Origin of the sequence: Haemophilus parainfluenzae (genome assembly GCF_900638025.1) — a bacterium.
Lineage (GTDB): Bacteria > Pseudomonadota > Gammaproteobacteria > Enterobacterales > Pasteurellaceae > Haemophilus_D > Haemophilus_D parainfluenzae_J.
Window position 1 is genome coordinate 620,392 of sequence record NZ_LR134481.1, and the last position, 25,221, is coordinate 645,612.

A 25,221-nucleotide genomic window follows, 5' to 3' on the forward strand; every position below is an offset into this window, starting at 1 on the left:
GGTTGGTATTTTACCAACCTTTTCTTTTACTTCAAATTTAAGCTTTGAGTAACAATGCAACAGCTTCACAAGCAATCCCCTCACTTCTACCCGTAAAGCCAAGTTTTTCTGTTGTGGTTGCTTTAACATTGACTTGCTCAATATCACAATGTAAATCTTCCGCAATCTTCCCTCGCATTGCATCGATATGAGGACGCATTTTAGGGGCTTGTGCAATAATGGTCACATCCACATTACTTACTTTATAGCCTTTTTCTTGTACTTGGCGGAATGCTTCTCGTAATAAAACACGGCTATCTGCATTTTTATATTGCATATCGGTATCAGGGAAGAGTTTACCTATATCTCCTAATGCTGCCGCACCTAATAAAGCATCTGTTAAGGCATGTAAGGCGACATCACCATCAGAATGGGCAATAAACCCAGTATGGTAAGGCACTTCAACGCCACCAATAATTAAAGGGCGATCTTCACCAAAGGCATGAACATCAAACCCATGTCCAATTCGTATCATAGAGTTTTCCTTGTTAAATAAAATTCGGCTAAAGCTAAATCTTCTGGACGTGTCACTTTAATATTATCACTCCTTCCCGCGACTAAGTGCGGTTTAAATCCAGCCAGTTCCATCGCAGAGGCTTCATCTGTAATATTGGCATCTTGAGAGAGCCCCTGTTCAAGTGCATTTCTTAATAGATCGCAACGGAAAAATTGAGGGGTTTGTGCAAGCCAAAGTTCAGTGCGATCTTCTGTTTTAATAATATCTTGTTGTTTATTCGCACGTTTAATCGTATCTACTGCTGGAATGGCCAAAATAGCGCCTTGTTCATCATCGATTTGGAGCAATTTATCTAAATCTTGGTTTGTTAAACAAGGTCTAGCCGCATCATGCACTAACACCCATGCTTGGTTATTTTTAATTGCTTTTAGCCCATTTAGAACTGACTTAGCTCGTGTTTTACCACCTTCAACGAGGGTGATGTTTTGATGAGGAAATAAAGCTATTTCTGAAAGATAGGGATCATTTTTTCCTACCGCAAGAATAACGTGATTGATTGCAGGGTGGGATAGAATGACAGAGAGTGTATGTTCCAGAATCGTCTTGTCTAAAATTTTCAGATATTGCTTAGGTTTATTTGCCTGCATACGGCTTCCAACACCCGCAGCAGGTATGACGGCAATAATTTCACGCTTCATTATTTATGCTCTTTGACGATGTGATAGAACACTTCATTTGGTTTGACCATATCATGATTCATGCGAGCACGTTCTTCAATAGATTCAAATCCCTTTGTGAGTCCTTGAATTTCAGCAGAAACCATTTGATTTCTTTGTGAGAGCTTTTCATTTTCAGCTTTATTCTCTTTGATTTGGGCGGCGACATCTTTGTAATCAAAATAGCCGTTTTTACCAAACCAAAGATCGTACTGAAAGAGCACGAGAATACCCACTAAAATTCCAATGAAAAGACGCATAAATTACCTATTATTTCTGAAAACCTAGGATAGTTTATCGTGAAATGCCGTGAAATGCGATGAAAAAGTGCGGTTAAAAATAAGATGATTTTCGAAATGAGGTCATTGTGCTTATGGGGTAATTTTAAAATAAAAAATGTGATCTATCTCACAAATTAGTTATAAAGTTTGATAAACCCATAGCCACTGCCTGAATAGGCTTGTTATACTTTTGCCTGCCATTATAACGTTTTAACAAAAGGAACAATCAATGAAAACAACATTAAAACTTACCGCTATTGCAGCGATGTCAGCATTTATTTTAACTGGTTGTGCAACTCAAGATAAGAGTGCAGAAGCGGATGCACAGCTTCAGCAACAAGCGGTATTAGGCCTAAACTGGATTCAACAATCAGGCGAATACCAAGCACTTTCTTACCAAGCATACAATGCGGCAAAAGTGGCATTTGATCACGCTAAAGTGAAAAAAGGTAAGAAAAAAGCTGTTGTGGTGGATTTAGATGAAACTATGTTAGATAACAGCCCTTATGCTGGCTGGCAAGTCCAAAATAACAAACCGTTTGATGGTAAAGATTGGACTCGTTGGGTAGATGCTCGTCAATCAGGTGTGGTACCAGGCGCAGTAGAATTCAATAACTATGTAAATACCCACGGCGGTAAAATGTTCTATGTGTCTAACCGTAAAGACAGTAATGAAAAAGCGGGAACTATTGACGATATGAAACGTTTAGGCTTCAACGGTGTGGAAGAATCAGCATTCTACTTGAAGAAAGACAAATCTGCAAAAGCTGCTCGTTTTGAAGAAATTGAAAAACAAGGTTATGACATCGTACTTTATGTTGGCGATAATTTAGATGATTTTGGTGATGCAATCTACGGTAAACAAAATGCAGAACGTCGTGATTTTGTGATTCAAAATAAAGCAAAATTTGGTAAGACATTCATTGTTTTACCTAACCCGAACTACGGTGGCTTTGAGGGTGGTTTAGCAAAAGATTACTTCAAAGGTGATTCAAGTAGCAAAGTGAAAGCACGTTTAGATGCGATTAAAGCTTGGAATGGTCAATAATTCCTATCTTATCATCAATAAACACCCACATGATTGTGGGTGTTTTTATTTCTGTAGAAAAGTGCGGTCTATTTTTGTGTCATTTTTTCTTTATGGGCAGTGAAGTCACCACCTTTGGCAAGCATACGAAGTTGTAAGATAACACGCTCTTTTAACAAATCTTGTTCAGCTTTGGTCATATCTAAGGCATTAGAACCTGCTGTGAATACAATGGTTACCATACCTTCAGCCTGAACATAAGATACATATTGCGAGTAGTGGTTTTTCTTCGCAATGTATTCAGCCAATTCATCAACAAAGTGCTTGATTTCACGAGCAGCTGCGGTACGGAAAGCTTGAGAAGTGCCCGAACTTTCACGTAAGAGCAAACGGAATACGTTGGTACTGTGGGTAATAAACTCAAAAAAAGTTTCCACGGAGACACGGATCACACTACCACCAGCATCAATACGTTTGCGAGCTTGACGCATTAATTGACGGAGGGTTAAACCGGCTTCATCAACCATTTCTAAGCCGAGCTCATCCATATCGCTAAAGTGGCGATAGAAAGAAGTCGGTGCAATACCTGCTTCACGTGCCACTTCACGTAAACTCAGATTAGAAAAACTTTTTTCTGCACTTAATTGATTGAACGCTGCACCAATTAAGGCTCGACGGGTTTTTTCTTTTTGAATAGCTCGAACACCAGCCATTTGGTTTTCCTCAATCTATAATAAATTATTTTTATTCGCTAAAATAGATTTGACTTGTTTACTGACTGCTCGAGCAACACGTTCATAACGATTACGCAATGGCGAACCTGGGCGGTAAACTAAGGCAATGGTACGGGTTGGTTCTGGAGAATGGCAAGGGATATATTTGACGCCTTCGCGTGTTCCCTCATTTAATACCGCAAGTTCAGGCATAAAGGTGATGCCTGCATTGGCTGCCACCATGTTACGCAAAGTTTCAAGGCTAGTTGCCTGGAAGTGAGAATCTTCTTTGGCGCCTGCTGTAAAACAATAATCGAGTGCTTGATTACGTAAACAATGCCCGTCATCTAGCATGAGCATTTCTTGCCCTTTTAAGGTATTCATGGCAATTTTGCTTTCTGATGCCCATGGATGCTGTTCTGAAACTGCTAGTAACATTTTTTCATCAAAAATAGGCACTTCGATAAAGGCTTCAGTTTCGGCTACACGAGCGACAATCGCACAATCTAAGCGCCCAGTCTCCAATTGTTCTAATAATTGGTGAGTTTGGGCTTCGTAAAGAAATACTTCTAAATCTGGGAAAGTTTCTTTCAATGTTGGTACAATATAAGGAAGTAGGTAAGGACCAACAGTTGGGATGAGTCCGATGTGTAATGGTCCTGTCATTTCTTTACCTTGATTACTAGCCATTTCTTTGAGTAATTTTACTTCGCGTAATACAGTGCGAGCTTGATCGACAAGTAACATACCTGATTGCGTGAAGAGTACTTTACGGCTAGTACGTTCAAGTAAAACAATGCCTAATTCATCTTCTAGTTTGCGAATTTGGCCACTTAAAGTGGGTTGGCTAACATTGCAAGAATCCGCCGCTCGGCGGAAATGTTTAAACTCGGAAAGGGCTACTAAGTATTCTAAATCACGGATATTCATAGGGTTCTCACTTTATAGAATATGTCAATTAAAAGGATAGAATTAATTGATTATGACTATATCATAAAACTTGCTATAATGCCTATAAAGTTTTTAGGACAACTTAATTTAACTAACAGAGGAGACACATTATGTCTAATATGGAAGGAAAAAAAGTTCCACAAGTTACATTCCGCACTCGTCAAGGCGATCAATGGGTTGATGTAACCACATCCGAGTTATTTGATAACAAAACAGTTGTCGTTTTTTCATTACCTGGTGCTTTTACGCCAACTTGTTCATCATCTCATTTACCACGTTATAACGAACTTGTGCCTGTTTTCAAACAATATGGTATTGATGATATTTTAGTCGTGTCAGTAAATGATACGTTCGTTATGAATGCTTGGAAAGAAGCAGAAGATGCAAACAATGTAAAATTCATTCCTGACGGTAATGGCACCTTCACTGAAGGTATGGGGATGTTAGTCGGAAAAGATGATTTAGGTTTTGGTAAACGTTCTTGGCGTTATTCTATGCTTGTAAAAAATGGCGTTGTAGAAAAAATGTTTATTGAACCAAATGAACCTGGCGATCCATTTAAAGTATCTGATGCTGATACCATGTTGAAATATATTGCACCCGATTTCCGAGTACAAGAATCAATCGCAATCTTCACTAAACCTGGTTGCCCATATTGCGCGAAAGCAAAACAACTTTTACATGATAAAGGCTTAAGCTTTGAAGAAATCGTATTAGGGCATGATGCCACAATCGTGAGTGTGCGTGCAGTTTCTGGCCGATCCACTGTACCACAAATCTTTATTGGGGGTAAACACATCGGTGGTAGTGACGATTTAGAAAAATACTTTGCTTAATTGATTGTTAGGTAGGAAATTTTTTATATTTTTGATTGTTAGGAACATAATTTGAAGGGAGCACAAGCTCCCTTTTTGTTGTTTGTGATTTTGTTTTTATATTCTTAAGCATTAAAGCCAATGCAGCAAACCGAAACTAAAACAATGTAAAAAATGACCGCACTTAGTAGCAATAATTTTACGGCAAGTTTAGGTTTATGCTGATGTAATTTATAAAGTAAACGCGCAACCAAAACCAAAACAAAGGGATACACCCAAAAGATAATCGAGAAAAGATCGATCTGAAAGTCGCTTAATGTTGGGTTTTTCGCAAAAGCAGTGGAAAGCAGAGAGGCCATAGGCCAGAGTAAAATGGGTAAACAAAATGCCGCGATTCCCCAAGCGAAGCCACTAAATCCTGTCGGCATAGTTTGTTTTTTCATAATGAACCTTATATGATTGACGAAAAATAAAAAGGAATATAACAAATGCCGTCTTTATTTGATAGTGAAACCGATGCGTCAGAAGAGAGAAAAGTATTGAAACGCACATTGAGCGCACAAAAAATCACGTTTATTTTGACCGCACTTTGCGCAGTGATTTATCTCTTGCAGAATGTAGGGTTTGAAGAGCCAATGATGGATTTATTCCATTATCCTGCTTATTCTTGGGAAGATCAGGAAATATGGCGTTATTTCACACATACTATTGTGCATTTGTCGGTACCTCATATTTTATTTAATCTTTCGTGGTTCTGGTTATTTGGTGGTGCGATTGAACGCCGATTTGGTTCTTTCCATTTTTTATTATTGGTCTTAGTGTCTGCTGCAGTGAGTGGCGCTGCACAGAATTACTTTACCGGTCCTGTCTTTTTCGGATTATCTGGTGTCGTGTATGCGGTGTTAGGTTATGTGTTGGTGGTGGACAAATTGCACCCGCATAGCTTTGACTTACCGGAAGGTTTTTTTACAATGTTACTGGTAGGTCTTCTCTTTGGCTTTATTAGTCCGTTGTTTGGTATTAATATAGGCAACGCAGCTCATGTTTCAGGCTTTATCTTAGGATTGGTTTGGGGATTTCTGCAGAGTAAAATTAATAGTAGAGCGTTTAGCTAATTCAACTGTATAGACATTTATATGAAACAATCATTACGCCATCAGAAAATTGTTGAGCTTGTGACGCAAAAAGGCTATGCCAGCACAGAAGAGCTGGTTATCGAATTAGAAGTTAGTCCTCAGACAATTCGACGCGATCTGAATATTCTTGCAGAGCAAGATTTAATTCGTCGTCATCATGGTGGTGCGGCACCTTCTTCTACCGCAGAAAATTCAGATTATATTGAGCGTAAACAATTTTTCCCTTCCCAAAAAAGTGCGATTGCCCGCAAAGTGGCGGAATGTATTCCAAATGGCGCCTCCTTATTTATTGATATTGGTACAACACCTGAAGCCGTGGCAAATGCCTTGTTAAATCATGAGCGTTTACGCATTGTGACAAATAATCTCAATGCTGCTCATTTATTACGTCAAAATGAAACCTTTGATATTACGATGGCGGGAGGTTCTTTGCGTAAGGATGGGGGAATTATTGGTGAGGCAACGGTTAATTTTATTTCGCAATTCCGTTTAGATTTCGGGATTCTGGGTATTAGTGCAATCGACCTTGATGGTTCATTATTGGACTATGATTATCATGAAGTCCAAGTGAAACGTGCCATTATAGAAAGTTCTCGTCAAACGTTATTAGCGACCGATCATTCAAAATTTTCTCGACAAGCCATTGTGCGATTAGGGGAGCTCAAAGACGTGGATTATCTTTTTACTGATGATGTGCCAAAACAAATTGAGGATTATTTAGAAAATAGCAATACAAAGTTAGTGATTTGTAAATAGTCTAAATAGGAAGTGCGGTCAAAAAAATAACCGCACTTTTTTGTAAGCATCCCTGCTTAGCCACTGCTGTTTCGACCAATTCAAAATTAACTCTATTCATGTCAACATCCTTATTGATATAAGATAAAGCTAATTTTGCTGCATATTAAATTGTTAAATTTTAGAGATAAAAACGGACGGCAAATCATTTGACTGCCAATTTTTATTTAGGACTACGGGGAAGGTTTGCTTGAAGCGTCAAGAAAGACAAGAGCTTGATAGATCAAGTAGAGCACATCGAGATCCCTCTCTAAATGTAATTTATTTATACTGCTATTTTTAAAAAAAGGGAATATTAAAATTACAAATATGTGATCGAGATCACAATTTAAATGCAAAAAGAAAGCCACTTATTTTGGTTTAGAAAATAAGCGACTATTTTACTGATTTTTTATCAATTTAAATTCACGGCCCCTTCGTAACCTAGCTGTCGCCAAGCTTCATAAATCGTCACTGCGACTGAGTTGGATAAGTTCATACTGCGGCTATTTGCAGTCATTGGGATACGGATTTTTTGCTCCATTGGCATGCTATCTAAAATAGACATGGGAATACCACGAGTTTCAGGGCCAAACATCAAATAATCCCCTAATTCAAATTGCACTTCGTTATGTGCAGGGCCGCCTTTAGTCGTTAGCGCAAAAAGACGTTGTGGTTTTTCACTTTCTAAAAAGGCTTCAAAGGTTTTATGCTTTTTGATTTCGGCAAATTCATGATAATCCAAGCCGGAACGACGTAATTTTTTATCATCCCATGTAAAGCCTAGTGGTTCGATTAAATGAAGGCGAAAGCCAGTGTTCGCACAAAGACGAATAATATTTCCCGTATTTTGTGGAATTTCAGGTTCGTATAACACAATATCTAACATAATAATTTCCTAATCTTTTTGATACAGGCGATAACTCACCATGCCTGCAGTTTTCTCTTTCAGTAGTTGCCAATTGTCAGGCATGCTAAGCGGTTTGTCTTTTTCTGTTTCCACATAAATCAATGCATGGGGTAACAGCCAATTCTTTTCCTCCAAGAGAGTAATTGCTTGTTCTGCTAAGCCAAAATGAAAAGGTGGATCTAAAAATACCACATCAAAGTGCGGTTGATTTTGCACTTGTTTTAAAAATTCTAAACTATTTTGATTGATTACCTGAGCTTGTTCACTCGTTGTTTTTAGCGTTTGCAAATTTTTCTTTAATTGGTTTGCCACATTTTTATCTAACTCTAAAAACGTCACCTGTTTCGCTTGGCGAGAAAGGGCTTCAAAACCAAGTGAGCCACTGCCTGCAAAGCAATCAAGACAATGGCTATCCACAATGTAAGGCATCAACCAGTTGAATAAGGTTTCTTTTACGCGATCGCCTGTTGGACGCAAACCTTCTGCATTTAAAACCGGTAATTTTCGCCCTCGCCAAAGACCTGCGATGATTCGAACTTCGCCTTTGGCGTTTTGAACTTGCATTTTTTTCATAAAGAAACAGATTTGTAGTGAAAATTGTGCTTAGTTTAGACGATTTTTTGTTAGAATAGTCAATATTTTTTACAGATTTGTGTTTAAGAGAAGAATTTATGTCAGAAGAAAAGAAAAAAGGTGGATTTTGGGCCTCTCTTTTTGGTCGCAATAAAAAGCAAGAAGAACAAAAAATTGAGCCAATTATTGAAGAGCCATCTGTCGAACCTGCCGATGTTTCACCTGAGGAAGAAATTGTTCACGCTGGAGAGAACATTCAATTAGAGCAAGTTGAACAGGAAGAATTACAGGAATTAGCTGAACAACTGCAACAAGATAAAGCAGAAGGGGGCGTTGTTGAGCATCTTGAACCTATCGTAGAACAAGTGATTTCACCTGAAAGTGCGGTCAATATTGAACCTGTTTTAGATACACCAGTGATTGAAACAATTGATGAAGAAACAGTAAAAACAGAAGAAATTGCTACCGTACTTCCTACGGAAGAGCCAACAGAAAGCATTATTGAACAAGATAATGTCATTGAAGATCTTCCTGTGGTTGAAGCCGAGATTGAATCTGAAATTGTTGACGATGTTAAAGACGAATTACGTTCAGATATCAATACCGAAACGCAAGAAAAACCAAGTGAAGGCGGCTTTTTCAGCCGTTTAGTTAAAGGCTTACTCAAAACCAAACAAAATATTGGTGCGGGTTTCCGATCTTTCTTTTTAGGCAAGAAAATTGATGATGATTTGTTTGATGAGTTGGAAGAGCAACTTTTAATTTCCGATATTGGCGTGCCAACAACTAATAAAATCATTAAGAATTTAACGGAGCATGCAAGTCGTAAACAATTACAAGATGCGGAATTACTTTACCAACAACTTAAAGTTGAAATGGCGGAGATCTTAAAACCTGTTGCGCAGCCGCTAGTTATTGATACGACTAAAAAACCGTATGTTATTTTGATGGTTGGCGTGAATGGTGTAGGTAAAACAACCACAATTGGTAAGTTAGCTCGTAAATTCCAAAATGAAGGTAAATCAGTCATGTTAGCAGCAGGGGATACTTTCCGTGCCGCAGCAGTCGAACAACTTCAAGTATGGGGTGTGCGTAACAATATTCCGGTAGTGGCACAAAGTACGGGTTCAGATTCAGCGTCAGTCATTTTTGATGCGATGCAATCTGCCGCAGCACGTAACATTGATGTTTTAATTGCGGATACGGCAGGACGTTTACAAAATAAAAATAATCTCATGGATGAATTGAAGAAAATTGTTCGTGTCATGAGAAAATATGATGAAACCGCACCGCATGAGATTATGCTTACGCTTGACGCAGGTACAGGACAAAATGCGATTAGCCAAGCAAAACTCTTTGATGAAGCGGTTGGGTTAACCGGTATTTCATTAACTAAGTTAGACGGCACAGCAAAAGGTGGCGTGATTTTCGCTATTGCGGATCAGTTTAATTTACCAATTCGCTATATTGGTGTAGGCGAAAAGATTGAGGATTTACGCAAATTTAATGCAGAAGAATTTATTGAAGCATTGTTTGTTCACGAAAATGAAGAATAAAAAGGAATAATAAAGTGATTCGATTTTCAAATGTCTCTAAAGCTTATCACGGTGCGACTCAGCCGGCCTTGCAGGGTTTGAATTTTCATCTTCCTGTTGGAAGTATGACTTATCTTGTTGGGCATTCAGGCGCGGGTAAAAGTACCTTGCTTAAATTAATCATGGGAATGGAAAAGGCGAATGCTGGTAATATTTGGTTTAATGGCCATGATATTACGCGTTTGTCTAAGTATGAAATCCCATTTTTACGCCGCCAAATCGGTATGGTTCACCAAGATTACCGTCTATTAACGGATCGTAGCGTGGTAGAAAATGTGGCGCTGCCATTGATTATTGCTGGCATGAACCCGAAAGAAGCGCATACACGTGCATTGGTTGCGTTAGATCGCGTGGGTTTACGCAGTAAAGCGAATTATATGCCGCCACAAATCTCAGGTGGGGAACAACAACGCGTAGATATCGCACGTGCAATCGTGCATAAACCGCAACTTTTATTAGCGGATGAGCCGACAGGCAACTTAGATGGAGAACTTTCTTTAGGGATTTTCAATCTTTTTGAAGAATTTAATCGTTTAGGCATGACAGTATTAATTGCAACACACGATATCAATTTAATTCAACAAAAACCAAAACCATGTCTTGTACTTGAACAAGGCTATTTACGCTATTAAGGATAAAAAATGACAAGACGTATTGATGCTTCTTTTGGCGTGCAAACTGCCTATACATTGCGTTCGGTTTGTAGCGATTTGTTAAAGTGTAAATTTGGTACATTGCTCACAATTCTTGTTATTGCCGTGTCTTTAACAATTCCAACGGTGAGTTATTTGTTATGGAAAAATTTACATTTAGCGACGACTCAATTTTATCCGGAAAGCGAACTCACAATCTACTTACACAAAAATTTAAGTGAAGAAGATGCTAACTTAGTGGTGGAAAAAATCCGTCAACAGGAAGGCGTGGAATCTTTAAATTATGTTTCTCGCCAAGAAAGCTTAAAAGAATTCAAAAGTTGGTCTGGTTTTGGTGAAGAATTAGAGATTTTAGATGATAATCCATTACCGGCAGTCGTGATGGTGAAGCCGTCTAAAGACTTTAATGCATCTGAAAAACGAGCAGAATTACGTACCAACTTAAATAAAATTAAAGGGGTGCAAGAAGTTCGTTTAGATAACGATTGGATGGAAAAATTGACCGCACTTTCGTGGTTATTTGCGCATGTGGCAATTTTCTGCACGGTTTTGATGACCATTGCGGTATTCCTTGTTATCGGAAATAGTATTCGCTCGGATGTCTATAGTAGCCTAGCAAGCATTGATGTGATGAAACTATTAGGTGCTACAGATCAATTCATTCTTCGTCCTTATCTTTATACAGGCATGATTTATGCGGTGTTGGGCGGATTGGTTGCAGCACTCTTTAGCAGTCTTATTGTAGGATACTTTACATCAGCGGTGAAATATGTAACGGATATCTTTGCGGTGACATTTGAGCTCAATGGATTAGGCATTGGTGAGCTAATCTTCTTATTAGTCAGCTGCTTGATTATGGGTTATGTTGGTGCTTGGATTGCTGCAACAAGACATATTGCAATGTTAGATAACAAACTATAGATTTCATTTATATTAAAGTGCGGTCATTTTTTATCTTGTTTTCATCTGAAAAACATTCGGGAAAATGACCGCACTTTTTTGTATGTGGAAATTAATTGAACAAAAAGCTTGCATAATTAGGTGTTTTTGTGTAATATCCACGGGCTTTCAGATATTGAAAGCCGTTTAATGTAATCATTTATTAAACGAGTATTACGATATGTAATACTAACAATGTTTCCGATTTGGAGACTATATAACAGGTAACTTACACCTCCTTTTCTATTTTGAAGTTAGAATTGTGATTGGTGTTAGTTTTTTATTAGCTAAATTTTATTGGAGCTCTGGTCTAATGCAGAACCAAAGAATCCGTATCCGCTTAAAAGCTTTCGATCACCGTTTGATCGATCAATCTACTGCGGAGATCGTAGAAACAGCTAAACGTACTGGTGCACAAGTTCGTGGTCCAATCCCTTTACCAACTCGTAAAGAGCGTTTCACCGTGTTGATTTCTCCACACGTGAACAAAGACGCGCGTGATCAATACGAAATTCGTACACACAAACGTTTAGTAGATATCGTAGAGCCAACAGAAAAAACTGTTGATGCATTAATGCGTTTAGATTTGGCTGCCGGCGTGGACGTGCAGATCAGCCTAGGTTAATTAAGAGGTTATTACAATGATTGGTTTAGTCGGTCGTAAAGTTGGTATGACCCGTATCTTCAATGAAGACGGTGTTTCAGTACCAGTTACCGTTATCGAAATCGAAGCCAACCGCGTAACTCAAGTTAAAACTCTTGAAAACGATGGCTATACTGCAGTTCAAGTTACTACTGGTTCTAAAAAAGCGAATCGTGTAACTAAACCTGAAGCAGGTCATTTCGTGAAAGCAGGTGTTGAAGCTGGTCGCGGTTTATGGGAATTTCGTACTGAAGGTGATGAATTCACTTTAGGTCAAGAAATCAATGTTGACATCTTTGCAGATGTTAAAAAAGTAGATGTTACTGGTACTTCTAAAGGTAAAGGTTTTCAAGGTGGTGTTAAACGTTGGAACTTCCGTACTCAAGATGCTACACACGGTAACTCTTTATCACATCGTGTACTTGGTTCTATTGGTCAAAACCAAACTCCAGGTCGTGTGTTTAAAGGTAAAAAAATGGCAGGACATTTAGGTGCTGAGCGAGTAACCGTTCAATCACTTGAAGTTGTTCGTGTAGATGCTGAGCGTAAATTGCTATTAGTAAAAGGTTCTGTACCTGGTGCTATCAATGGCGATGTTATCGTTAAGCCAGCAGTTAAAGCATAAGTCTAGGAGATAGAGATGGAATTACAAGTTGTAGGTGCAAATGCACTAACTGTTTCTGAAACTACCTTCGGACGTGAGTTTAACGAAGCTTTGATTCACCAAGTTGTTGTTGCTTATGCAGCAGGTGCTCGTCAAGGTACTCGTGCGCAAAAAACTCGTGCTGAAGTGTCTGGTTCAGGTAAAAAACCTTGGCGTCAAAAAGGTACAGGTCGTGCTCGTTCTGGTGATATCAAATCACCAATCTGGCGTTCTGGTGGTACAACCTTCGCGGCTAAACCACAAGATCACAGCCAAAAAGTGAACAAGAAAATGTACCGTGGTGCTATCAAAAGCATTCTTTCTGAATTAGTTCGTCAAGACCGTTTAGTTGTTGTTGAGAAATTCGAATTAGATGCACCAAAAACTAAAGTTTTAGTACAAAAATTAAAAGATTTAGCAGTTGAAGATGCGTTAATTATCACAGCAAGTTTAGATGAAAATCTATTCTTAGCGGCACGTAACTTATATAAAGTTGATGTACGTGATGTTCAAGGTATCGATCCAGTTAGCTTAATCGCTTTCGATAAAGTGATTGTTACTGTTGACGCTGTGAAACAAATTGAGGAGATCCTAGCATGAGTCAAGAACGTTTGCTAAGCGTGCTACGTGCACCGCATATCTCTGAAAAAGCAACTAACAATGCTGAAAAATCTAATACTGTTGTACTTAAAGTTGCTTTAGATGCGAACAAAGCTGAAATTGCTGCTGCTGTTGCTCAATTATTTGAAGTAAAAGTTGACTCAGTTCGTACTGTGGTTGTTAAAGGTAAAACTAAACGCCGTGGTAACAAAATGGGTCGTCGCAGCGACTGGAAAAAAGCTTATGTAACTTTAGCCGAAGGCCAAAACTTGGACTTCGTGGACAGTGCAGAGTAATCGGAGGAAATTAGAGAATGGCTATCGTTAAATGTAAGCCGACCTCCGCTGGTCGTCGTCACGTTGTTAAAATCGTGAACCCTGAATTACACAAGGGTAAACCTTACGCGCCTCTTCTAGATACTAAATCTAAAACTGGTGGTCGTAACAATTATGGTCGTATTACCACTCGCCACATCGGTGGTGGTCATAAACAACATTACCGTTTAATCGATTTCAAACGTAACAAGTTAGATATCCCAGCGGTTGTTGAACGTTTAGAATATGATCCAAACCGTTCAGCTAACATTGCTTTAGTGCTTTATAAAGATGGTGAACGCCGTTATATCTTAGCACCTAAAGGTTTGTCAGTTGGCGATCAAATCCAATCTGGCGTTAACTCACCAATTAAGGTGGGTAACTCATTACCAATGCGTAATATCCCAGTTGGTTCAACAGTACATAACGTCGAATTAAAACCAGGTAAAGGCGGTCAAATCGCTCGTTCTGCTGGTGCTTATGTACAAATCATCGCTCGTGAAGGCAACTATGTAACTTTACGTTTACGTTCAGGCGAAATGCGTAAAGTATTAGCTGAATGTGTTGCTACAATCGGTGAAGTTGGTAACTCAGAACATATGCTTCGCGTATTGGGTAAAGCTGGTGCTAACCGTTGGAGAGGCATTCGCCCTACAGTTCGTGGTACTGCAATGAACCCAGTAGATCACCCACATGGTGGTGGTGAAGGTCGTAACTTTGGTAAACACCCAGTAACTCCTTGGGGCGTTCAAACTAAAGGTAAGAAAACTCGTCACAATAAACGTACTGATAAATTCATCGTACGTCGTCGTGGCAAATAATTTAAATTAATAAGAGGATAAGCCATGCCACGTTCTCTCAAGAAAGGTCCTTTCCTTGACCTACACTTGTTGAAGAAGGTAGAGAAGGCGGTGGAAAGCGGGGATAAAAAACCAATCAAAACTTGGTCCCGTCGTTCAATGATCATTCCTTCAATGATCGGATTGACCATCGCAGTCCATAATGGTCGTCAGCACGTTCCTGTTTATGTATCTGATGAAATGATCGGCCATAAATTAGGTGAATTTGCACCGACTCGTACATACCGCGGTCACGCGGCAGATAAGAAAGCTAAGAAATAAGAGGTAAATAGATGGAAACTATCGCAAAACATCGTTACGCTCGCACTTCTGCCCAAAAAGCTCGCTTAGTTGCCGATTTAATTCGTGGTAAAAAAGTTGCGCAAGCATTAGAAATCTTAACTTTTACTAACAAAAAAGCTGCGGCTTTAGTGAAAAAAGTATTAGAGTCTGCTATTGCTAATGCAGAGCATAATGATGGTGCAGATATCGATGATCTTAAAGTTGCTAAAATCTTCGTTGACGAAGGTCCTAGCATGAAACGTGTTATGCCACGTGCTAAAGGTCGTGCAGATCGTATTTTAAAACGTACTAGCCACATTACTGTGGTTGTGTCAGATCGTTAATAAGTAGAGGAATAGCAATGGGTCAAAAAGTAAATCCAAATGGTATTCGCCTAGGTATTGTAAAACCTTGGAACTCTACTTGGTTCGCGAATACACAAGATTTCGCCGACAATCTTGACGGTGACTTCAAAGTACGCAAATTCTTAAATAAAGAATTAGCAAACGCTTCGGTTTCACGTATTACTATTGAGCGTCCAGCTAAAAGTATTCGTGTAACAATTCACACAGCTCGTCCTGGTATCGTTATTGGTAAAAAAGGTGAAGATGTTGAAAAATTACGTAACGCAGTGTCTAAAATTGCTGGCGTTCCGGCTCAAATTAACATTGCTGAAGTGAAAAAACCGGAATTAGATGCAAAATTAGTTGCAGACAGCATCGCTTCTCAATTAGAACGTCGTGTAATGTTCCGTCGTGCTATGAAACGTGCGGTACAAAGCGCAATGCGTTTAGGTGCTAAAGGTATCAAAGTTGAAGTTAGCGGTCGTTTAGGTGGTGCAGAAATCGCACGTTCTGAATGGTATCGTGAAGGTCGTGTACCTCTACATACTCTTCGTGCGGACATCGATTATAACACTGCAGAAGCTCATACTACATACGGTGTAATTGGCGTTAAAGTATGGATCTTCAAAGGTGAAATTTTGGGTGGAATGGCTGCAGTTGCGCAATCAGAACAACAACCTGCCGACAAGCCTAAAAAGGCTCCGCGTGGCAAAGGTCGTAAGTAAGGAGAAACGCTAAATGTTGCAACCAAAACGTACAAAATTCCGTAAAGTTCACAAAGGCCGTAACCGTGGTATCGCGGGTGGTACAGAAGTTAGCTTCGGTACATTCGGGTTAAAAGCAGTTGGTCGTGGTCGTTTAACCGCTCGTCAAATTGAAGCGGCTCGTCGTGCAATGACGCGTGCAGTTAAACGTCAAGGTAAAATCTGGATCCGTGTTTTCCCAGATAAACCAATTACTGAAAAACCATTAGAAGTCCGTATGGGTAAAGGTAAAGGTAACGTTGAGTACTGGGTAGCCTTAATCCAACCGGGTAAAGTACTTTATGAAATGGATGGTGTGTCTGAAGAGATCGCAAGACAAGCATTTGCATTAGCTGCTGCTAAATTGCCAATCAAGACCACCTTCGTAACTAAGACGGTGATGTAATGAAAGCTCAAGATTTACGTACAAAAAGTGTTGAAGAGCTGAATGATGAATTAGTGAACCTTTTAGGTGAACAATTCAAATTGCGCATGCAAACAGCCACCGGTCAGCTTCAACAAACCCATCAGGCTAAACAAGTGCGTCGTGATATCGCACGCATTAAAACCATTTTAACTGAGAAGGCGGGTGAGTAATGACTGATAAAATTCGTAGCGTACAAGGTAAAGTTGTTAGCGACAAAATGGAAAAATCTTTCGTTGTTGCTATTGAACGTAAGGTAAAACACCCGTTATACGGTAAATTTATCCGTCGTACAACTAAATTACACGTACACGATGAGAACAACGAAGCCAAATTAGGTGATGTAGTAGAGATTCGCGAATGTCGTCCTCTCTCTAAAACCAAATCTTGGACTTTAGTTCGTGTTGTTGAGAAAGCAGTTATTGCTTAATTAACAAGTTAAAATAAAAGCCAATGGTTTATACCGTTGGCTTTTTTCTTTCCAAAGTTTGCTAAAAAGTCATAAAAATTTGACCGCACTTTAAGCACTCTGATTTAAGCATAAAATTTTAATTGCGTTTCTTGCTTGATTTTGGTAAACTCCGCCACCTATCCGCCATATACCTTTCTAAGGTATGGATAGGTTCGTCCCGAAAGGGTGTATTATTAACTTAACGGAGCATAAAATATGATCCAAGAACAGACTATGCTGGATGTTGCCGATAACTCTGGTGCTCGCAGTGTAATGTGTATCAAGGTTCTAGGTGGATCGCACCGTCGTTATGCTGCTATTGGTGACATTATCAAAGTTACTGTGAAAGAAGCAATTCCACGCGGTAAAGTTAAAAAAGGTGATGTATTAAAAGCAGTTGTTGTGCGCACCAAGAAGGGTGTTCGTCGCCCAGACGGATCAGTCATTCGCTTCGATGGTAACGCTTGTGTAATTTTAAACAATAACACAGAGCAACCAATCGGTACTCGTATTTTTGGACCGGTGACTCGTGAACTTCGTTCTGAGAAATTCATGAAGATCATTTCTTTGGCACCAGAAGTACTGTAAGGAGAAGTGAGAAATGGCTGCAAAAATTCGTCAAAACGATGAAGTAATCGTACTTGCCGGTAAAGACAAAGGCAAGCGTGGTAAGGTAACTAAAGTGTTACCAAACGGTAAAGTGTTTGTTGAAGGTATCAACATCATCACTAAACATGAGAAACCAGTTCCTGCTTTAGGACAAGCTGGTGGTTTAGTGAAAAAAGAAGCGGCTATTGATGCTTCTAACGTTGCGATTTTCAATTCAAAAACAAACAAAGCTGACCGTGTAGGTTTTAGATTCGAAGATGGCAAAAAAGTACGTTTCTTCAAATCTAACAATGAAATTATCTAACAAACTGGAGTAATGCGATGGCGAAACTGCATGATTACTACAGAGATCAAGTAGTAAGCGAGTTAAAAAATAAATTCGGCTACAAATCTGTCATGCAAGTCCCACGAATCGAAAAGATTACCCTGAATATGGGTGTGGGTGAAGCATTGACCGATAAGAAATTGCTAGACAACGCAGTAGCGGACTTAGCAGCAATTAGCGGTCAAAAACCTTTAGTAACTAAAGCTCGTAAATCTGTTGCTGGCTTTAAAATCCGTCAGGGATATCCAATCGGTTGTAAAGTAACACTACGCGGTGAGCGTATGTGGGAGTTCTTTGAACGTTTAATTACAATTGCTGTTCCACGTATTCGTGACTTCCGCGGTTTAAGCGCAAAATCATTTGATGGTCGTGGTAACTACAGCATGGGTGTGCGTGAACAAATCATCTTCCCTGAAATCGATTACGATAAAGTAGATCGTGTACGTGGTTTAGATATCACTATCACAACTACTGCTAAGAATGATGAAGAAGGTCAAGCACTACTTGCTGCCTTTAATTTCCCATTCCGTAAATAAGGCAGGTTATAATGGCAAAACAATCAATGAAAGCACGCGATGTAAAACGCGTTAAATTGGCTGAAAAATTCTTCGCTAAACGTGCAGAATTAAAGAAAATCATTTCTGATGTCAATGCCTCTGACGAAGATCGTTGGGATGCAGTGTTAAAATTACAAACTTTACCACGCGATTCTAGCCCTAGTCGTCAACGTAACCGTTGCCGCCAAACTGGACGTCCTCACGGCGTTTTACGTAAGTTTGGTTTAAGCCGTATTAAGGTTCGTGAAGCTGCTATGCGCGGTGAGATCCCTGGCCTTAAAAAAGCGAGCTGGTAATATACCACTTTATTTTGGAATCGGAGAAAAAGTACAATGAGTATGCAAGATCCAATCGCAGATATGTTGACCCGTATTCGTAACGGTCAAGCTGCGAACAAAGTTGCAATCAATATGCCTTCTTCCAAGCTAAAAGTGGCAATTGCCAACGTATTAGCTGCTGAAGGTTATATCGAAAGCGTTAAAGTTTTAGAAGGTGCAAAACCTGAGTTGGAAATTACTTTAAAATATTTCCAAGGAAAGCCGGTTGTAGAAAGCATCCAACGTGTAAGCCGTCCTGGTCTTCGTATTTACAAACGTAAAGACGAATTACCAAAAGTTATGGGTGGTTTAGGTGTTGCTGTAATTTCTACATCTAAAGGTGTTATGACTGACCGTGCAGCTCGTCAAGCGGGCTTAGGCGGTGAGATCATCTGTTACGTAGCTTAATAGAGGGGTAGGAAAATGTCTCGTGTTGCAAAGGCACCTGTTAATATTCCTGCCGGCGTTGAAGTTAAACTCGACGGTCAGCTATTAACAGTAAAAGGTAAAAATGGCGAGTTATCTCGCGCAATTCATAAATCAGTTGAAGTTAAACAAGATAATGGTCAATTTACTTTCACTCCACGTGAAGGTTTTGTTGAAGCGAATGCTCAATCGGGTACAGCTCGTGCATTAGTTAATGCAATGGTTATCGGTGTTACTGAAGGCTTCACTAAGAAATTACAACTAGTGGGTGTTGGTTACAGAGCTCAAATTAAAGGCAACGCAGTTGCATTAAGTTTAGGTTTTTCTCACCCTGTGGAGCACACTTTACCAGCAGGTATTACTGCAGAATGCCCTTCACAAACGGAAATCGTTTTAAAAGGTGCTGATAAGCAGTTAATTGGTCAAGTTGCAGCAGATATTCGCGCTTATCGCCGTCCTGAGCCTTATAAAGGTAAAGGTGTACGTTACTCTGATGAAGTAGTACGTATGAAAGAGGCTAAGAAGAAATAATTAAGGTAACACTATGGATAAGAAATCAGCTCGTATCCGTCGTGCAGCTCGTGCACGTCATATGATGAGAGAGCAAGGTGTAACTCGTTTAGTTATTCACCGTACTCCGCGTCATATCTACGCACAAGTTATTGCACCAAACGGTTCAGAAGTGCTTGCCGCTGCTTCAACTGTTGAAAAAGCAATTCGTGAGCAAGTTAAATATACCGGTAATAAAGATGCCGCAGCAGTAGTAGGTAAACTTGTTGCTGAGCGCGCATTAGCAAAAGGCGTTAAAGACGTTGCTTTTGACCGTTCCGGTTTTAAATATCATGGTCGTGTCCAAACTTTAGCGGACGCTGCACGTGAAGCTGGTCTACAGTTCTAATGAGGTAAATTGAGATGTCAAACATCGAAAAACAAGCTGGTGAACTGCAAGAGAAGCTAATCGCAGTAAACCGTGTATCAAAAACTGTAAAAGGTGGTCGTATTATGAGCTTTACTGCTTTAACAGTAGTAGGCGATGGTAACGGTCGCGTAGGTTTTGGTTATGGTAAGGCTCGTGAAGTTCCAGCAGCGATCCAAAAAGCGATGGAAAAAGCACGTCGCAATATGATTAATGTCGCTTTAAATGAAGGTACATTACAACACCCTGTTAAAGGTGTTCACACTGGTTCTCGCGTATTTATGCAACCAGCTAGCGAAGGTACGGGTATCATCGCAGGTGGTGCAATGCGTTCAGTGTTAGAAGTTGCTGGTGTACGTAACGTTCTTTCTAAAGCGTATGGTTCAACCAACCCAATCAACGTTGTTCGTGCAACTATTGATGCATTAGCAAATATGAAATCACCAGAAATGGTTGCTGCTAAACGTGGCAAAACCGTTGATGAAATTTTGGGGTAATTGATAATGGCTAAAACTATTAAAGTAACTCAAGTTCGTAGCGCAATTGCTCGTTTACCGAAGCACAAAGCTACCTTGCGTGGTCTTGGTCTTCGCCATATGCACCATACTGTTGAGTTAATCGATACTCCGGCAGTACGTGGTATGATTAACCAAGTTTCATACATGGTTAAAGTAGAGGAGTAAGAGAATGCGTTTAAATACTCTATCTCCGGCTGAAGGTGCTAAGCACAGTGCAAAACGCCTTGGTCGTGGTATTGGTTCAGGTTTAGGAAAAACTGGTGGTCGTGGTCATAAAGGTCAAAAATCTCGTACTGGCGGCGGTGTTCGTCGTGGTTTCGAGGGTGGTCAAATGCCATTATACCGTCGTTTACCAAAATTTGGTTTCACTTCAATGAAATCAGCTGTAACTGCTGAAGTTCGTTTAAACGAATTAACAAAAGTTGAGGGAAATGTTGTCACTTTAGAAACATTAAAAGCTGCGAACATTTTAACTAAAGATATTCAATTCGCTAAAGTTATCTTAGCTGGTGAAGTGAAATCTGCAGTTACTGTACGTGGTTTACGTGTGACTAAAGGTGCAAAAGCAGCTATCGAAGCTGCTGGCGGTTCAGTTGAGGAATAATTAGCAAATGGCTAAACAACCAGGTTATCAAAGCAGAAGTACTAATAGTGGTACTGGTGAACTAAAAAGCAGATTGCTTTTTGTATTAGGTGCACTTATCGTTTATCGTATTGGTTCTTTTATTCCGCTTCCTGGTATTGATGCCGCCGTGCTAGCTCAATTAGTTGAACAACAAAAAGGCACCATCATTGATATGTTAAACATGTTCTCTGGTGGTGCATTGAGCCGAGCATCAATTTTAGCATTAGGTATTATGCCGTATATCTCGGCATCTATCGTGATGCAATTGCTTGCTACGGTTTCACCTGCTTTAGCAGAATTGAAGAAGGAAGGCGCAGCAGGACAAAGAAAAATCACCAAGTATACTCGTTATGCAACGGTGGTTTTTGCTACTATCCAAGCTATCGCCATTTCTACCGGTTTACCGAATATGTTGCCACAGTTAGTGCCAAATATCGGTTTTACTTTTTACTTCACTGCAGTAGTGAGTCTTGTGACCGGAACCATGTTCTTAATGTGGTTAGGTGAGCAAATTACTGAAAGAGGTATTGGTAACGGTATCTCAATTCTTGTTTTTGGTGGTATTGTTGCAGGGTTGCCACATGCAATTATCGAAACAGTTGAGCAAGCTCGTCAAGGACAAATGCATCCTTTAGTTCTTCTACTAATCGCTGCTATTGTTTTTGCAGTAACTTATTTTGTTGTCTTCGTAGAACGTGGACAACGTAGAATTCGTGTTGAATATGCTAAGCGTCAACAAGGACGCCAAATTTTAGGTGGTCATTCAACGCACTTACCATTAAAAGTTAATATGGCAAACGTAATGCCCGCAATTTTTGCTTCAAGCATTATTTTATTTCCTGCTACATTGACACAATGGTTTGGTCAGAATGATAAGTTTGAGTGGTTAAATGACTTATCCATGTTGTTGAATCCTGGACAACCTTTATATCTTCTTGTTTATGCGGTAGCGATTATTTTCTTCAGTTTCTTCTACACTGCAATGCAATATAATCCGCGTGATACAGCAGATAATCTAAAAAAATCTGGTGCATTTATCCCAGGAATTAGACCAGGTGAACAAACATCACGTTACATTGATAAAGTAATGACTCGATTAACATTAATTGGCGGTCTTTATGTAACGTTCGTATGTTTAGTCCCTTATATTATGACATCAGCATGGGATGTTAAATTCTACTTCGGTGGTACTTCCTTATTAATCGTTGTTGTTGTAATTATGGATTTTATCGTGCAAGTTCAGAGTCACTTAATGTCGTCTCAATATGAATCTGCGTTAAAAAAAGCAAACCTTAAAGGTTTTGGACAGTAATTGTTCATTTAAGTAAAAAGGATAAGCAATGAAAGTTCGTGCTTCCGTTAAGAAGATGTGTCGTAACTGTAAAATTGTTAAACGTGAAGGTGTTGTTCGTGTATTATGCAGCGACCCTAAACATAAACAACGTCAAGGTTAATTAACATTTCTTCTTGCAAAGAACCGGTTGAGTAGTTATACTACTCAACTCATTTATGTCCTTGGTATTCTGTTTGAGTATCCTGAAAACGGGCTTTTCAAGATCAGAATACCAAATTAGTTAAAATAATAGGAGTGCATAGTGGCCCGTATTGCAGGCATTAACATTCCTGATCACAAACACGCTGTAATCGCTTTAACTGCAATTTACGGTATCGGTAAAACTCGTTCTAAAAGCATTTGTGCTGCAGCGGGTATTGCTGAAGATGTTAAGATCAGCGAATTGTCTGAAGAGCAGATTGACAAACTGCGTGACGAAGTTGGTAAATTTACCGTTGAAGGTGACTTACGTCGTGAAGTAACACTAAACATCAAACGTCTTTTAGACTTAGGTTGTTACCGTGGTTTACGTCATCGTCGTAGTTTACCGGTACGTGGTCAACGTACTAAAACTAATGCGCGTACCCGTAAGGGTCCACGTAAGCCGATCAAAAAATAGTCGGGGTAAATAAAGAATGGCTAAAACACCAGTTCGTGCACGTAAACGTGTAAAAAAACAAGTTGTAGATGGCGTAGCACACATTCACGCATCTTTCAATAACACAATCGTTACCATTACTGACCGTCAAGGTAATGCTTTAGCTTGGGCTACAGCAGGTGGTTCAGGTTTCCGTGGTTCTCGTAAATCTACCCCGTTCGCTGCACAAGTTGCTGCAGAACGTTGTGCTGAAATCGTTAAAGAATTTGGCTTAAAGAACTTGGAAGTTATGGTTAAAGGTCCGGGTCCCGGTCGTGAATCAACAATCCGTGCATTAAATGCAGCGGGTTTCCGTATCACGAACATCACTGATGTGACTCCGATTCCTCATAACGGTTGTCGTCCACCGAAAAAACGTCGTGTTTAATGGCGTAATAGGATAGTTGGAGAAAGAAAATGGCAAGATATTTGGGCCCTAAACTCAAGCTCAGCCGTCGTGAAGGCACTGATTTATTCCTTAAATCAGGTGTGCGTGCGATTGATTCAAAATGTAAAATTGATACAGCACCAGGTCAACACGGTGCTCGTAAACCGCGTTTGTCTGACTATGGTAGTCAATTACGTGAAAAACAAAAAGTTCGTCGTATCTATGGTATTTTAGAACGTCAATTCCGTAACTACTATAAAGAAGCAAACCGTTTAAAAGGTAATACTGGTGAAAACTTACTAGTATTATTAGAAGGTAGATTGGATAACGTTGTTTATCGCATGGGATTTGCTGCAACTCGCGCAGAAGCTCGTCAATTAGTGAGCCACAAAGCGATTGTCGTAAATGGTCGTGTTGTAAATATCCCATCTTTCCAAGTTTCTGTAAATGATGTCGTTGCTGTTCGTGAGAAATCTAAAAAACAAGCACGTATTAAAGCATCATTAGAATTAGCAGAACAAAGAGAAAAACCAACTTGGTTAGAAGTTGATTCTGCGAAAATGGAAGGTGTGTTCAAACGTGTTCCTGAACGTTCTGATTTATCAGCAGACATTAACGAACATCTGATCGTTGAGCTTTACTCTAAATAATAGTTAAGCTTAAAAGCAAAGAGAGGATAAAATGCAGGGTTCTGTTACAGAATTTTTAAAACCACGCTTAGTAGATATCGAGCAAATTAGCTCTACTCATGCTAAGGTGATCTTAGAACCGTTAGAGCGTGGCTTTGGTCATACTCTAGGGAATGCATTACGTCGTATCCTTCTGTCTTCAATGCCAGGTTGTGCTGTAACTGAAGTAGAAATTGATGGCGTACTGCACGAATATAGTAGTAAAGAAGGTGTTCAGGAAGATATTCTTGAAGTTCTTTTAAACCTTAAAGGTCTAGCGGTTAAAGTACAGAATAAAGATGATGTTATTCTGACATTAAATAAATCTGGAATTGGCCCTGTTGTTGCAGCTGATATCACCCATGATGGTGATGTTGAGATTGTTAATCCATCACATGTAATCTGTCACTTAACAGACGAAAATGCGTCTATTAATATGCGTATTCGTGTTCAACGTGGTAGAGGTTATGTACCTGCATCTGCTCGTACTCATTCACAAAATGAAGATCGTCCAATTGGTCGTTTATTAGTGGATGCTTGTTATAGTCCGGTTGACCGTATTGCTTACAATGTTGAAGCAGCACGTGTTGAACAACGTACTGACTTAGATAAACTAGTTATCGAGTTAGAAACTAACGGGACTATTGATCCGGAAGAAGCAATTCGTCGTGCAGCAACAATTTTAGCAGAGCAACTCGATGCATTCGTTGATTTGCGTGATGTTCGTCAACCTGAAGTCAAGGAAGAAAAACCGGAATTCGATCCGATTTTATTACGTCCTGTTGATGACTTAGAGTTGACAGTTCGTTCTGCTAACTGTTTGAAAGCAGAAACAATTCACTATATCGGTGACTTAGTACAACGTACAGAAGTTGAGTTATTAAAAACGCCTAATCTTGGTAAGAAATCTCTTACTGAAATTAAAGACGTTCTCGCTTCACGTGGCTTGTCACTTGGTATGCGCCTTGAGAATTGGCCACCAGCAAGTATTGCTGAAGACTAGTTTGGTCATAGGTTAAGATTTTTCTGAGAAGGATAAG

Annotated in this window: 42 protein-coding genes; 34 read left to right on the forward strand and 8 right to left on the reverse strand. The window is 39.6% G+C overall.

All coding sequences use genetic code 11. The annotated features are described in order from the left end of the window. Window positions 1-37: 37 nt before the first annotated feature. From ispF to ftsB, 3 genes are read right to left on the reverse strand one after another with little or no spacing between them, the layout of a single operon-like run. Window positions 38-514, reverse strand: a complete 477-nt coding sequence (gene ispF, locus EL215_RS03060) for a 2-C-methyl-D-erythritol 2,4-cyclodiphosphate synthase (protein ID WP_049357220.1) — start codon at window positions 512-514, stop codon at window positions 38-40. Continuing rightward, window positions 511-1,194, reverse strand: a complete 684-nt coding sequence (ispD, locus tag EL215_RS03065; protein WP_126470132.1) for a 2-C-methyl-D-erythritol 4-phosphate cytidylyltransferase — start codon at window positions 1,192-1,194, stop codon at window positions 511-513. Before ispD ends, ispF begins: the two co-directional genes overlap by 4 nt. Then, window positions 1,194-1,472: a cell division protein FtsB gene (gene ftsB, locus EL215_RS03070; RefSeq protein WP_126470134.1), complete on the reverse strand. Its 279-nt coding sequence runs from the start codon at window positions 1,470-1,472 to the stop codon at window positions 1,194-1,196. The genes ispD and ftsB overlap by 1 nt, the downstream gene beginning before the upstream one ends. Before the next feature lie 250 nt (window positions 1,473-1,722). On the opposite strand from ftsB, the gene EL215_RS03075 reads away from it, so the two are divergent. Then, window positions 1,723-2,541: a 5'-nucleotidase, lipoprotein e(P4) family gene (locus EL215_RS03075; RefSeq protein WP_049357226.1), complete on the forward strand. Its 819-nt coding sequence runs from the start codon at window positions 1,723-1,725 to the stop codon at window positions 2,539-2,541. A 68-nt stretch (window positions 2,542-2,609) separates the two neighbouring features. Here EL215_RS03075 and fabR read toward each other — a convergent pair whose 3' ends face one another. Together fabR and oxyR are read right to left on the reverse strand one after the other, a co-directional pair. After that, window positions 2,610-3,233 carry an HTH-type transcriptional repressor FabR gene (fabR, locus tag EL215_RS03080; protein ID WP_049357228.1) on the reverse strand — a complete coding sequence of 208 codons (624 nt, stop codon included), beginning with the start codon at window positions 3,231-3,233 and terminating at the stop codon, window positions 2,610-2,612. Between the two features lie 15 nt (window positions 3,234-3,248). Then, on the reverse strand, window positions 3,249-4,163 hold the full coding sequence (gene oxyR, locus EL215_RS03085) for a DNA-binding transcriptional regulator OxyR (RefSeq protein ID WP_126470136.1): 915 nt from the start codon (window positions 4,161-4,163) through the stop codon (window positions 3,249-3,251). 131 nt (window positions 4,164-4,294) lie between these two features. Between oxyR and pgdx the strand changes: the two genes are divergently transcribed. Then, window positions 4,295-5,020 (forward strand): hybrid peroxiredoxin PGdx, encoded by a 726-nt coding sequence (gene pgdx, locus EL215_RS03090; protein WP_126470138.1) that lies wholly within the window; start codon window positions 4,295-4,297, stop codon window positions 5,018-5,020. Window positions 5,021-5,124: 104 nt separating this feature from the next. Here the strand turns inward: pgdx and EL215_RS03095 are convergent, their stop codons facing one another. Further along, entirely contained in the window at window positions 5,125-5,442 is a 318-nt protein-coding gene (locus tag EL215_RS03095; RefSeq protein WP_126470140.1) for a DUF5389 domain-containing protein, read from the reverse strand. A 96-nt stretch (window positions 5,443-5,538) separates the two neighbouring features. Here EL215_RS03095 and EL215_RS03100 point away from each other — a divergent pair, with 96 nt between their 5' ends. Further along, complete coding sequence (locus tag EL215_RS03100; protein ID WP_164757090.1) at window positions 5,539-6,114, forward strand: rhomboid family intramembrane serine protease; 576 nt, start codon at window positions 5,539-5,541, stop codon at window positions 6,112-6,114. Window positions 6,115-6,135: 21 nt separating this feature from the next. Then, window positions 6,136-6,891 (forward strand): DeoR/GlpR family transcriptional regulator, encoded by a 756-nt coding sequence (locus EL215_RS03105; protein ID WP_049357243.1) that lies wholly within the window; start codon window positions 6,136-6,138, stop codon window positions 6,889-6,891. A 433-nt stretch (window positions 6,892-7,324) separates the two neighbouring features. On the opposite strand, the gene trmL is transcribed toward EL215_RS03105, so the two are convergent. Together trmL and rsmD are read right to left on the reverse strand one after the other, a co-directional pair. Continuing rightward, a complete protein-coding gene (gene trmL / locus EL215_RS03110) occupies window positions 7,325-7,798 on the reverse strand; it encodes a tRNA (uridine(34)/cytosine(34)/5-carboxymethylaminomethyluridine(34)-2'-O)-methyltransferase TrmL (protein WP_126470144.1) in 474 nt (157 codons plus the stop codon). Between the two features lie 9 nt (window positions 7,799-7,807). Further along, entirely contained in the window at window positions 7,808-8,392 is a 585-nt protein-coding gene (gene rsmD / locus EL215_RS03115) for a 16S rRNA (guanine(966)-N(2))-methyltransferase RsmD (protein WP_126470146.1), read from the reverse strand. Window positions 8,393-8,490: 98 nt separating this feature from the next. Between rsmD and ftsY the strand changes: the two genes are divergently transcribed. The 30 genes from ftsY (at window position 8,491) to EL215_RS03265 (ending at window position 25,184) form a co-directional block, all read left to right on the forward strand. Beyond that, complete coding sequence (ftsY, locus tag EL215_RS03120) at window positions 8,491-9,948, forward strand: signal recognition particle-docking protein FtsY (RefSeq protein WP_126470148.1); 1,458 nt, start codon at window positions 8,491-8,493, stop codon at window positions 9,946-9,948. Between the two features lie 14 nt (window positions 9,949-9,962). Next, window positions 9,963-10,619 carry a cell division ATP-binding protein FtsE gene (gene ftsE, locus EL215_RS03125; protein ID WP_049363949.1) on the forward strand — a complete coding sequence of 219 codons (657 nt, stop codon included), beginning with the start codon at window positions 9,963-9,965 and terminating at the stop codon, window positions 10,617-10,619. Window positions 10,620-10,628: 9 nt separating this feature from the next. After that, the gene (gene ftsX / locus EL215_RS03130; RefSeq protein ID WP_126470150.1) at window positions 10,629-11,561 is read left to right on the forward strand and encodes a permease-like cell division protein FtsX; all 933 of its coding nucleotides are present in this window, start codon (window positions 10,629-10,631) and stop codon (window positions 11,559-11,561) included. Window positions 11,562-11,892: 331 nt separating this feature from the next. Continuing rightward, window positions 11,893-12,204: a 30S ribosomal protein S10 gene (gene rpsJ, locus EL215_RS03135; protein WP_001181005.1), complete on the forward strand. Its 312-nt coding sequence runs from the start codon at window positions 11,893-11,895 to the stop codon at window positions 12,202-12,204. Between the two features lie 16 nt (window positions 12,205-12,220). Next, window positions 12,221-12,847: a 50S ribosomal protein L3 gene (gene rplC / locus EL215_RS03140; protein WP_049357253.1), complete on the forward strand. Its 627-nt coding sequence runs from the start codon at window positions 12,221-12,223 to the stop codon at window positions 12,845-12,847. Between the two features lie 15 nt (window positions 12,848-12,862). Next, the gene (gene rplD / locus EL215_RS03145) at window positions 12,863-13,465 is read left to right on the forward strand and encodes a 50S ribosomal protein L4 (RefSeq protein WP_005695085.1); all 603 of its coding nucleotides are present in this window, start codon (window positions 12,863-12,865) and stop codon (window positions 13,463-13,465) included. After that, window positions 13,462-13,761: a 50S ribosomal protein L23 gene (rplW, locus tag EL215_RS03150; protein WP_005632756.1), complete on the forward strand. Its 300-nt coding sequence runs from the start codon at window positions 13,462-13,464 to the stop codon at window positions 13,759-13,761. Before rplD ends, rplW begins: the two co-directional genes overlap by 4 nt. Before the next feature lie 17 nt (window positions 13,762-13,778). Beyond that, complete coding sequence (gene rplB, locus EL215_RS03155) at window positions 13,779-14,600, forward strand: 50S ribosomal protein L2 (protein ID WP_014064570.1); 822 nt, start codon at window positions 13,779-13,781, stop codon at window positions 14,598-14,600. A gap of 24 nt (window positions 14,601-14,624) precedes the next feature. Continuing rightward, the gene (gene rpsS, locus EL215_RS03160; RefSeq protein ID WP_005539416.1) at window positions 14,625-14,900 is read left to right on the forward strand and encodes a 30S ribosomal protein S19; all 276 of its coding nucleotides are present in this window, start codon (window positions 14,625-14,627) and stop codon (window positions 14,898-14,900) included. Window positions 14,901-14,911: 11 nt separating this feature from the next. Next, window positions 14,912-15,244, forward strand: a complete 333-nt coding sequence (rplV, locus tag EL215_RS03165; protein WP_005625897.1) for a 50S ribosomal protein L22 — start codon at window positions 14,912-14,914, stop codon at window positions 15,242-15,244. Between the two features lie 17 nt (window positions 15,245-15,261). Next, window positions 15,262-15,969 (forward strand): 30S ribosomal protein S3, encoded by a 708-nt coding sequence (rpsC, locus tag EL215_RS03170; protein ID WP_049357257.1) that lies wholly within the window; start codon window positions 15,262-15,264, stop codon window positions 15,967-15,969. Between the two features lie 13 nt (window positions 15,970-15,982). Continuing rightward, window positions 15,983-16,393, forward strand: a complete 411-nt coding sequence (gene rplP / locus EL215_RS03175; RefSeq protein ID WP_005695088.1) for a 50S ribosomal protein L16 — start codon at window positions 15,983-15,985, stop codon at window positions 16,391-16,393. Further along, a complete protein-coding gene (gene rpmC / locus EL215_RS03180) occupies window positions 16,393-16,584 on the forward strand; it encodes a 50S ribosomal protein L29 (protein WP_049357259.1) in 192 nt (63 codons plus the stop codon). Before rplP ends, rpmC begins: the two co-directional genes overlap by 1 nt. Next, window positions 16,584-16,841: a 30S ribosomal protein S17 gene (rpsQ, locus tag EL215_RS03185; RefSeq protein ID WP_005695091.1), complete on the forward strand. Its 258-nt coding sequence runs from the start codon at window positions 16,584-16,586 to the stop codon at window positions 16,839-16,841. Before rpmC ends, rpsQ begins: the two co-directional genes overlap by 1 nt. Before the next feature lie 237 nt (window positions 16,842-17,078). Further along, window positions 17,079-17,450, forward strand: a complete 372-nt coding sequence (gene rplN / locus EL215_RS03190; protein ID WP_005619403.1) for a 50S ribosomal protein L14 — start codon at window positions 17,079-17,081, stop codon at window positions 17,448-17,450. 13 nt (window positions 17,451-17,463) lie between these two features. Further along, window positions 17,464-17,775 carry a 50S ribosomal protein L24 gene (gene rplX, locus EL215_RS03195; RefSeq protein ID WP_049357261.1) on the forward strand — a complete coding sequence of 104 codons (312 nt, stop codon included), beginning with the start codon at window positions 17,464-17,466 and terminating at the stop codon, window positions 17,773-17,775. Window positions 17,776-17,792: 17 nt separating this feature from the next. After that, window positions 17,793-18,332, forward strand: a complete 540-nt coding sequence (rplE, locus tag EL215_RS03200) for a 50S ribosomal protein L5 (protein ID WP_005625881.1) — start codon at window positions 17,793-17,795, stop codon at window positions 18,330-18,332. An 11-nt stretch (window positions 18,333-18,343) separates the two neighbouring features. Then, complete coding sequence (rpsN, locus tag EL215_RS03205) at window positions 18,344-18,649, forward strand: 30S ribosomal protein S14 (protein ID WP_014064572.1); 306 nt, start codon at window positions 18,344-18,346, stop codon at window positions 18,647-18,649. Between the two features lie 36 nt (window positions 18,650-18,685). Then, complete coding sequence (gene rpsH / locus EL215_RS03210; protein ID WP_005625877.1) at window positions 18,686-19,078, forward strand: 30S ribosomal protein S8; 393 nt, start codon at window positions 18,686-18,688, stop codon at window positions 19,076-19,078. 15 nt (window positions 19,079-19,093) lie between these two features. Next, a complete protein-coding gene (gene rplF / locus EL215_RS03215) occupies window positions 19,094-19,627 on the forward strand; it encodes a 50S ribosomal protein L6 (RefSeq protein WP_126470152.1) in 534 nt (177 codons plus the stop codon). 13 nt (window positions 19,628-19,640) lie between these two features. After that, window positions 19,641-19,994, forward strand: a complete 354-nt coding sequence (gene rplR, locus EL215_RS03220) for a 50S ribosomal protein L18 (RefSeq protein WP_005695097.1) — start codon at window positions 19,641-19,643, stop codon at window positions 19,992-19,994. Window positions 19,995-20,008: 14 nt separating this feature from the next. Next, window positions 20,009-20,509, forward strand: coding sequence for a 30S ribosomal protein S5 (rpsE, locus tag EL215_RS03225; protein ID WP_005695098.1), 501 nt, complete (start codon window positions 20,009-20,011; stop codon window positions 20,507-20,509). Between the two features lie 6 nt (window positions 20,510-20,515). Continuing rightward, window positions 20,516-20,695: a 50S ribosomal protein L30 gene (rpmD, locus tag EL215_RS03230; protein ID WP_046339253.1), complete on the forward strand. Its 180-nt coding sequence runs from the start codon at window positions 20,516-20,518 to the stop codon at window positions 20,693-20,695. 4 nt (window positions 20,696-20,699) lie between these two features. Beyond that, window positions 20,700-21,134 carry a 50S ribosomal protein L15 gene (gene rplO, locus EL215_RS03235; protein WP_049357268.1) on the forward strand — a complete coding sequence of 145 codons (435 nt, stop codon included), beginning with the start codon at window positions 20,700-20,702 and terminating at the stop codon, window positions 21,132-21,134. Between the two features lie 7 nt (window positions 21,135-21,141). Further along, entirely contained in the window at window positions 21,142-22,467 is a 1,326-nt protein-coding gene (gene secY, locus EL215_RS03240; RefSeq protein WP_005695101.1) for a preprotein translocase subunit SecY, read from the forward strand. 28 nt (window positions 22,468-22,495) lie between these two features. Then, a complete protein-coding gene (gene rpmJ, locus EL215_RS03245) occupies window positions 22,496-22,609 on the forward strand; it encodes a 50S ribosomal protein L36 (RefSeq protein ID WP_005625868.1) in 114 nt (37 codons plus the stop codon). Between the two features lie 141 nt (window positions 22,610-22,750). Further along, window positions 22,751-23,107: a 30S ribosomal protein S13 gene (gene rpsM / locus EL215_RS03250; RefSeq protein WP_005548758.1), complete on the forward strand. Its 357-nt coding sequence runs from the start codon at window positions 22,751-22,753 to the stop codon at window positions 23,105-23,107. 16 nt (window positions 23,108-23,123) lie between these two features. Next, window positions 23,124-23,513 (forward strand): 30S ribosomal protein S11, encoded by a 390-nt coding sequence (gene rpsK, locus EL215_RS03255; protein WP_005543603.1) that lies wholly within the window; start codon window positions 23,124-23,126, stop codon window positions 23,511-23,513. A 29-nt stretch (window positions 23,514-23,542) separates the two neighbouring features. Then, complete coding sequence (rpsD, locus tag EL215_RS03260) at window positions 23,543-24,163, forward strand: 30S ribosomal protein S4 (protein ID WP_005625866.1); 621 nt, start codon at window positions 23,543-23,545, stop codon at window positions 24,161-24,163. A gap of 31 nt (window positions 24,164-24,194) precedes the next feature. Further along, a complete protein-coding gene (locus EL215_RS03265) occupies window positions 24,195-25,184 on the forward strand; it encodes a DNA-directed RNA polymerase subunit alpha (protein WP_005695102.1) in 990 nt (329 codons plus the stop codon). The last annotated feature ends 37 nt before the right edge of the window (window positions 25,185-25,221 follow it).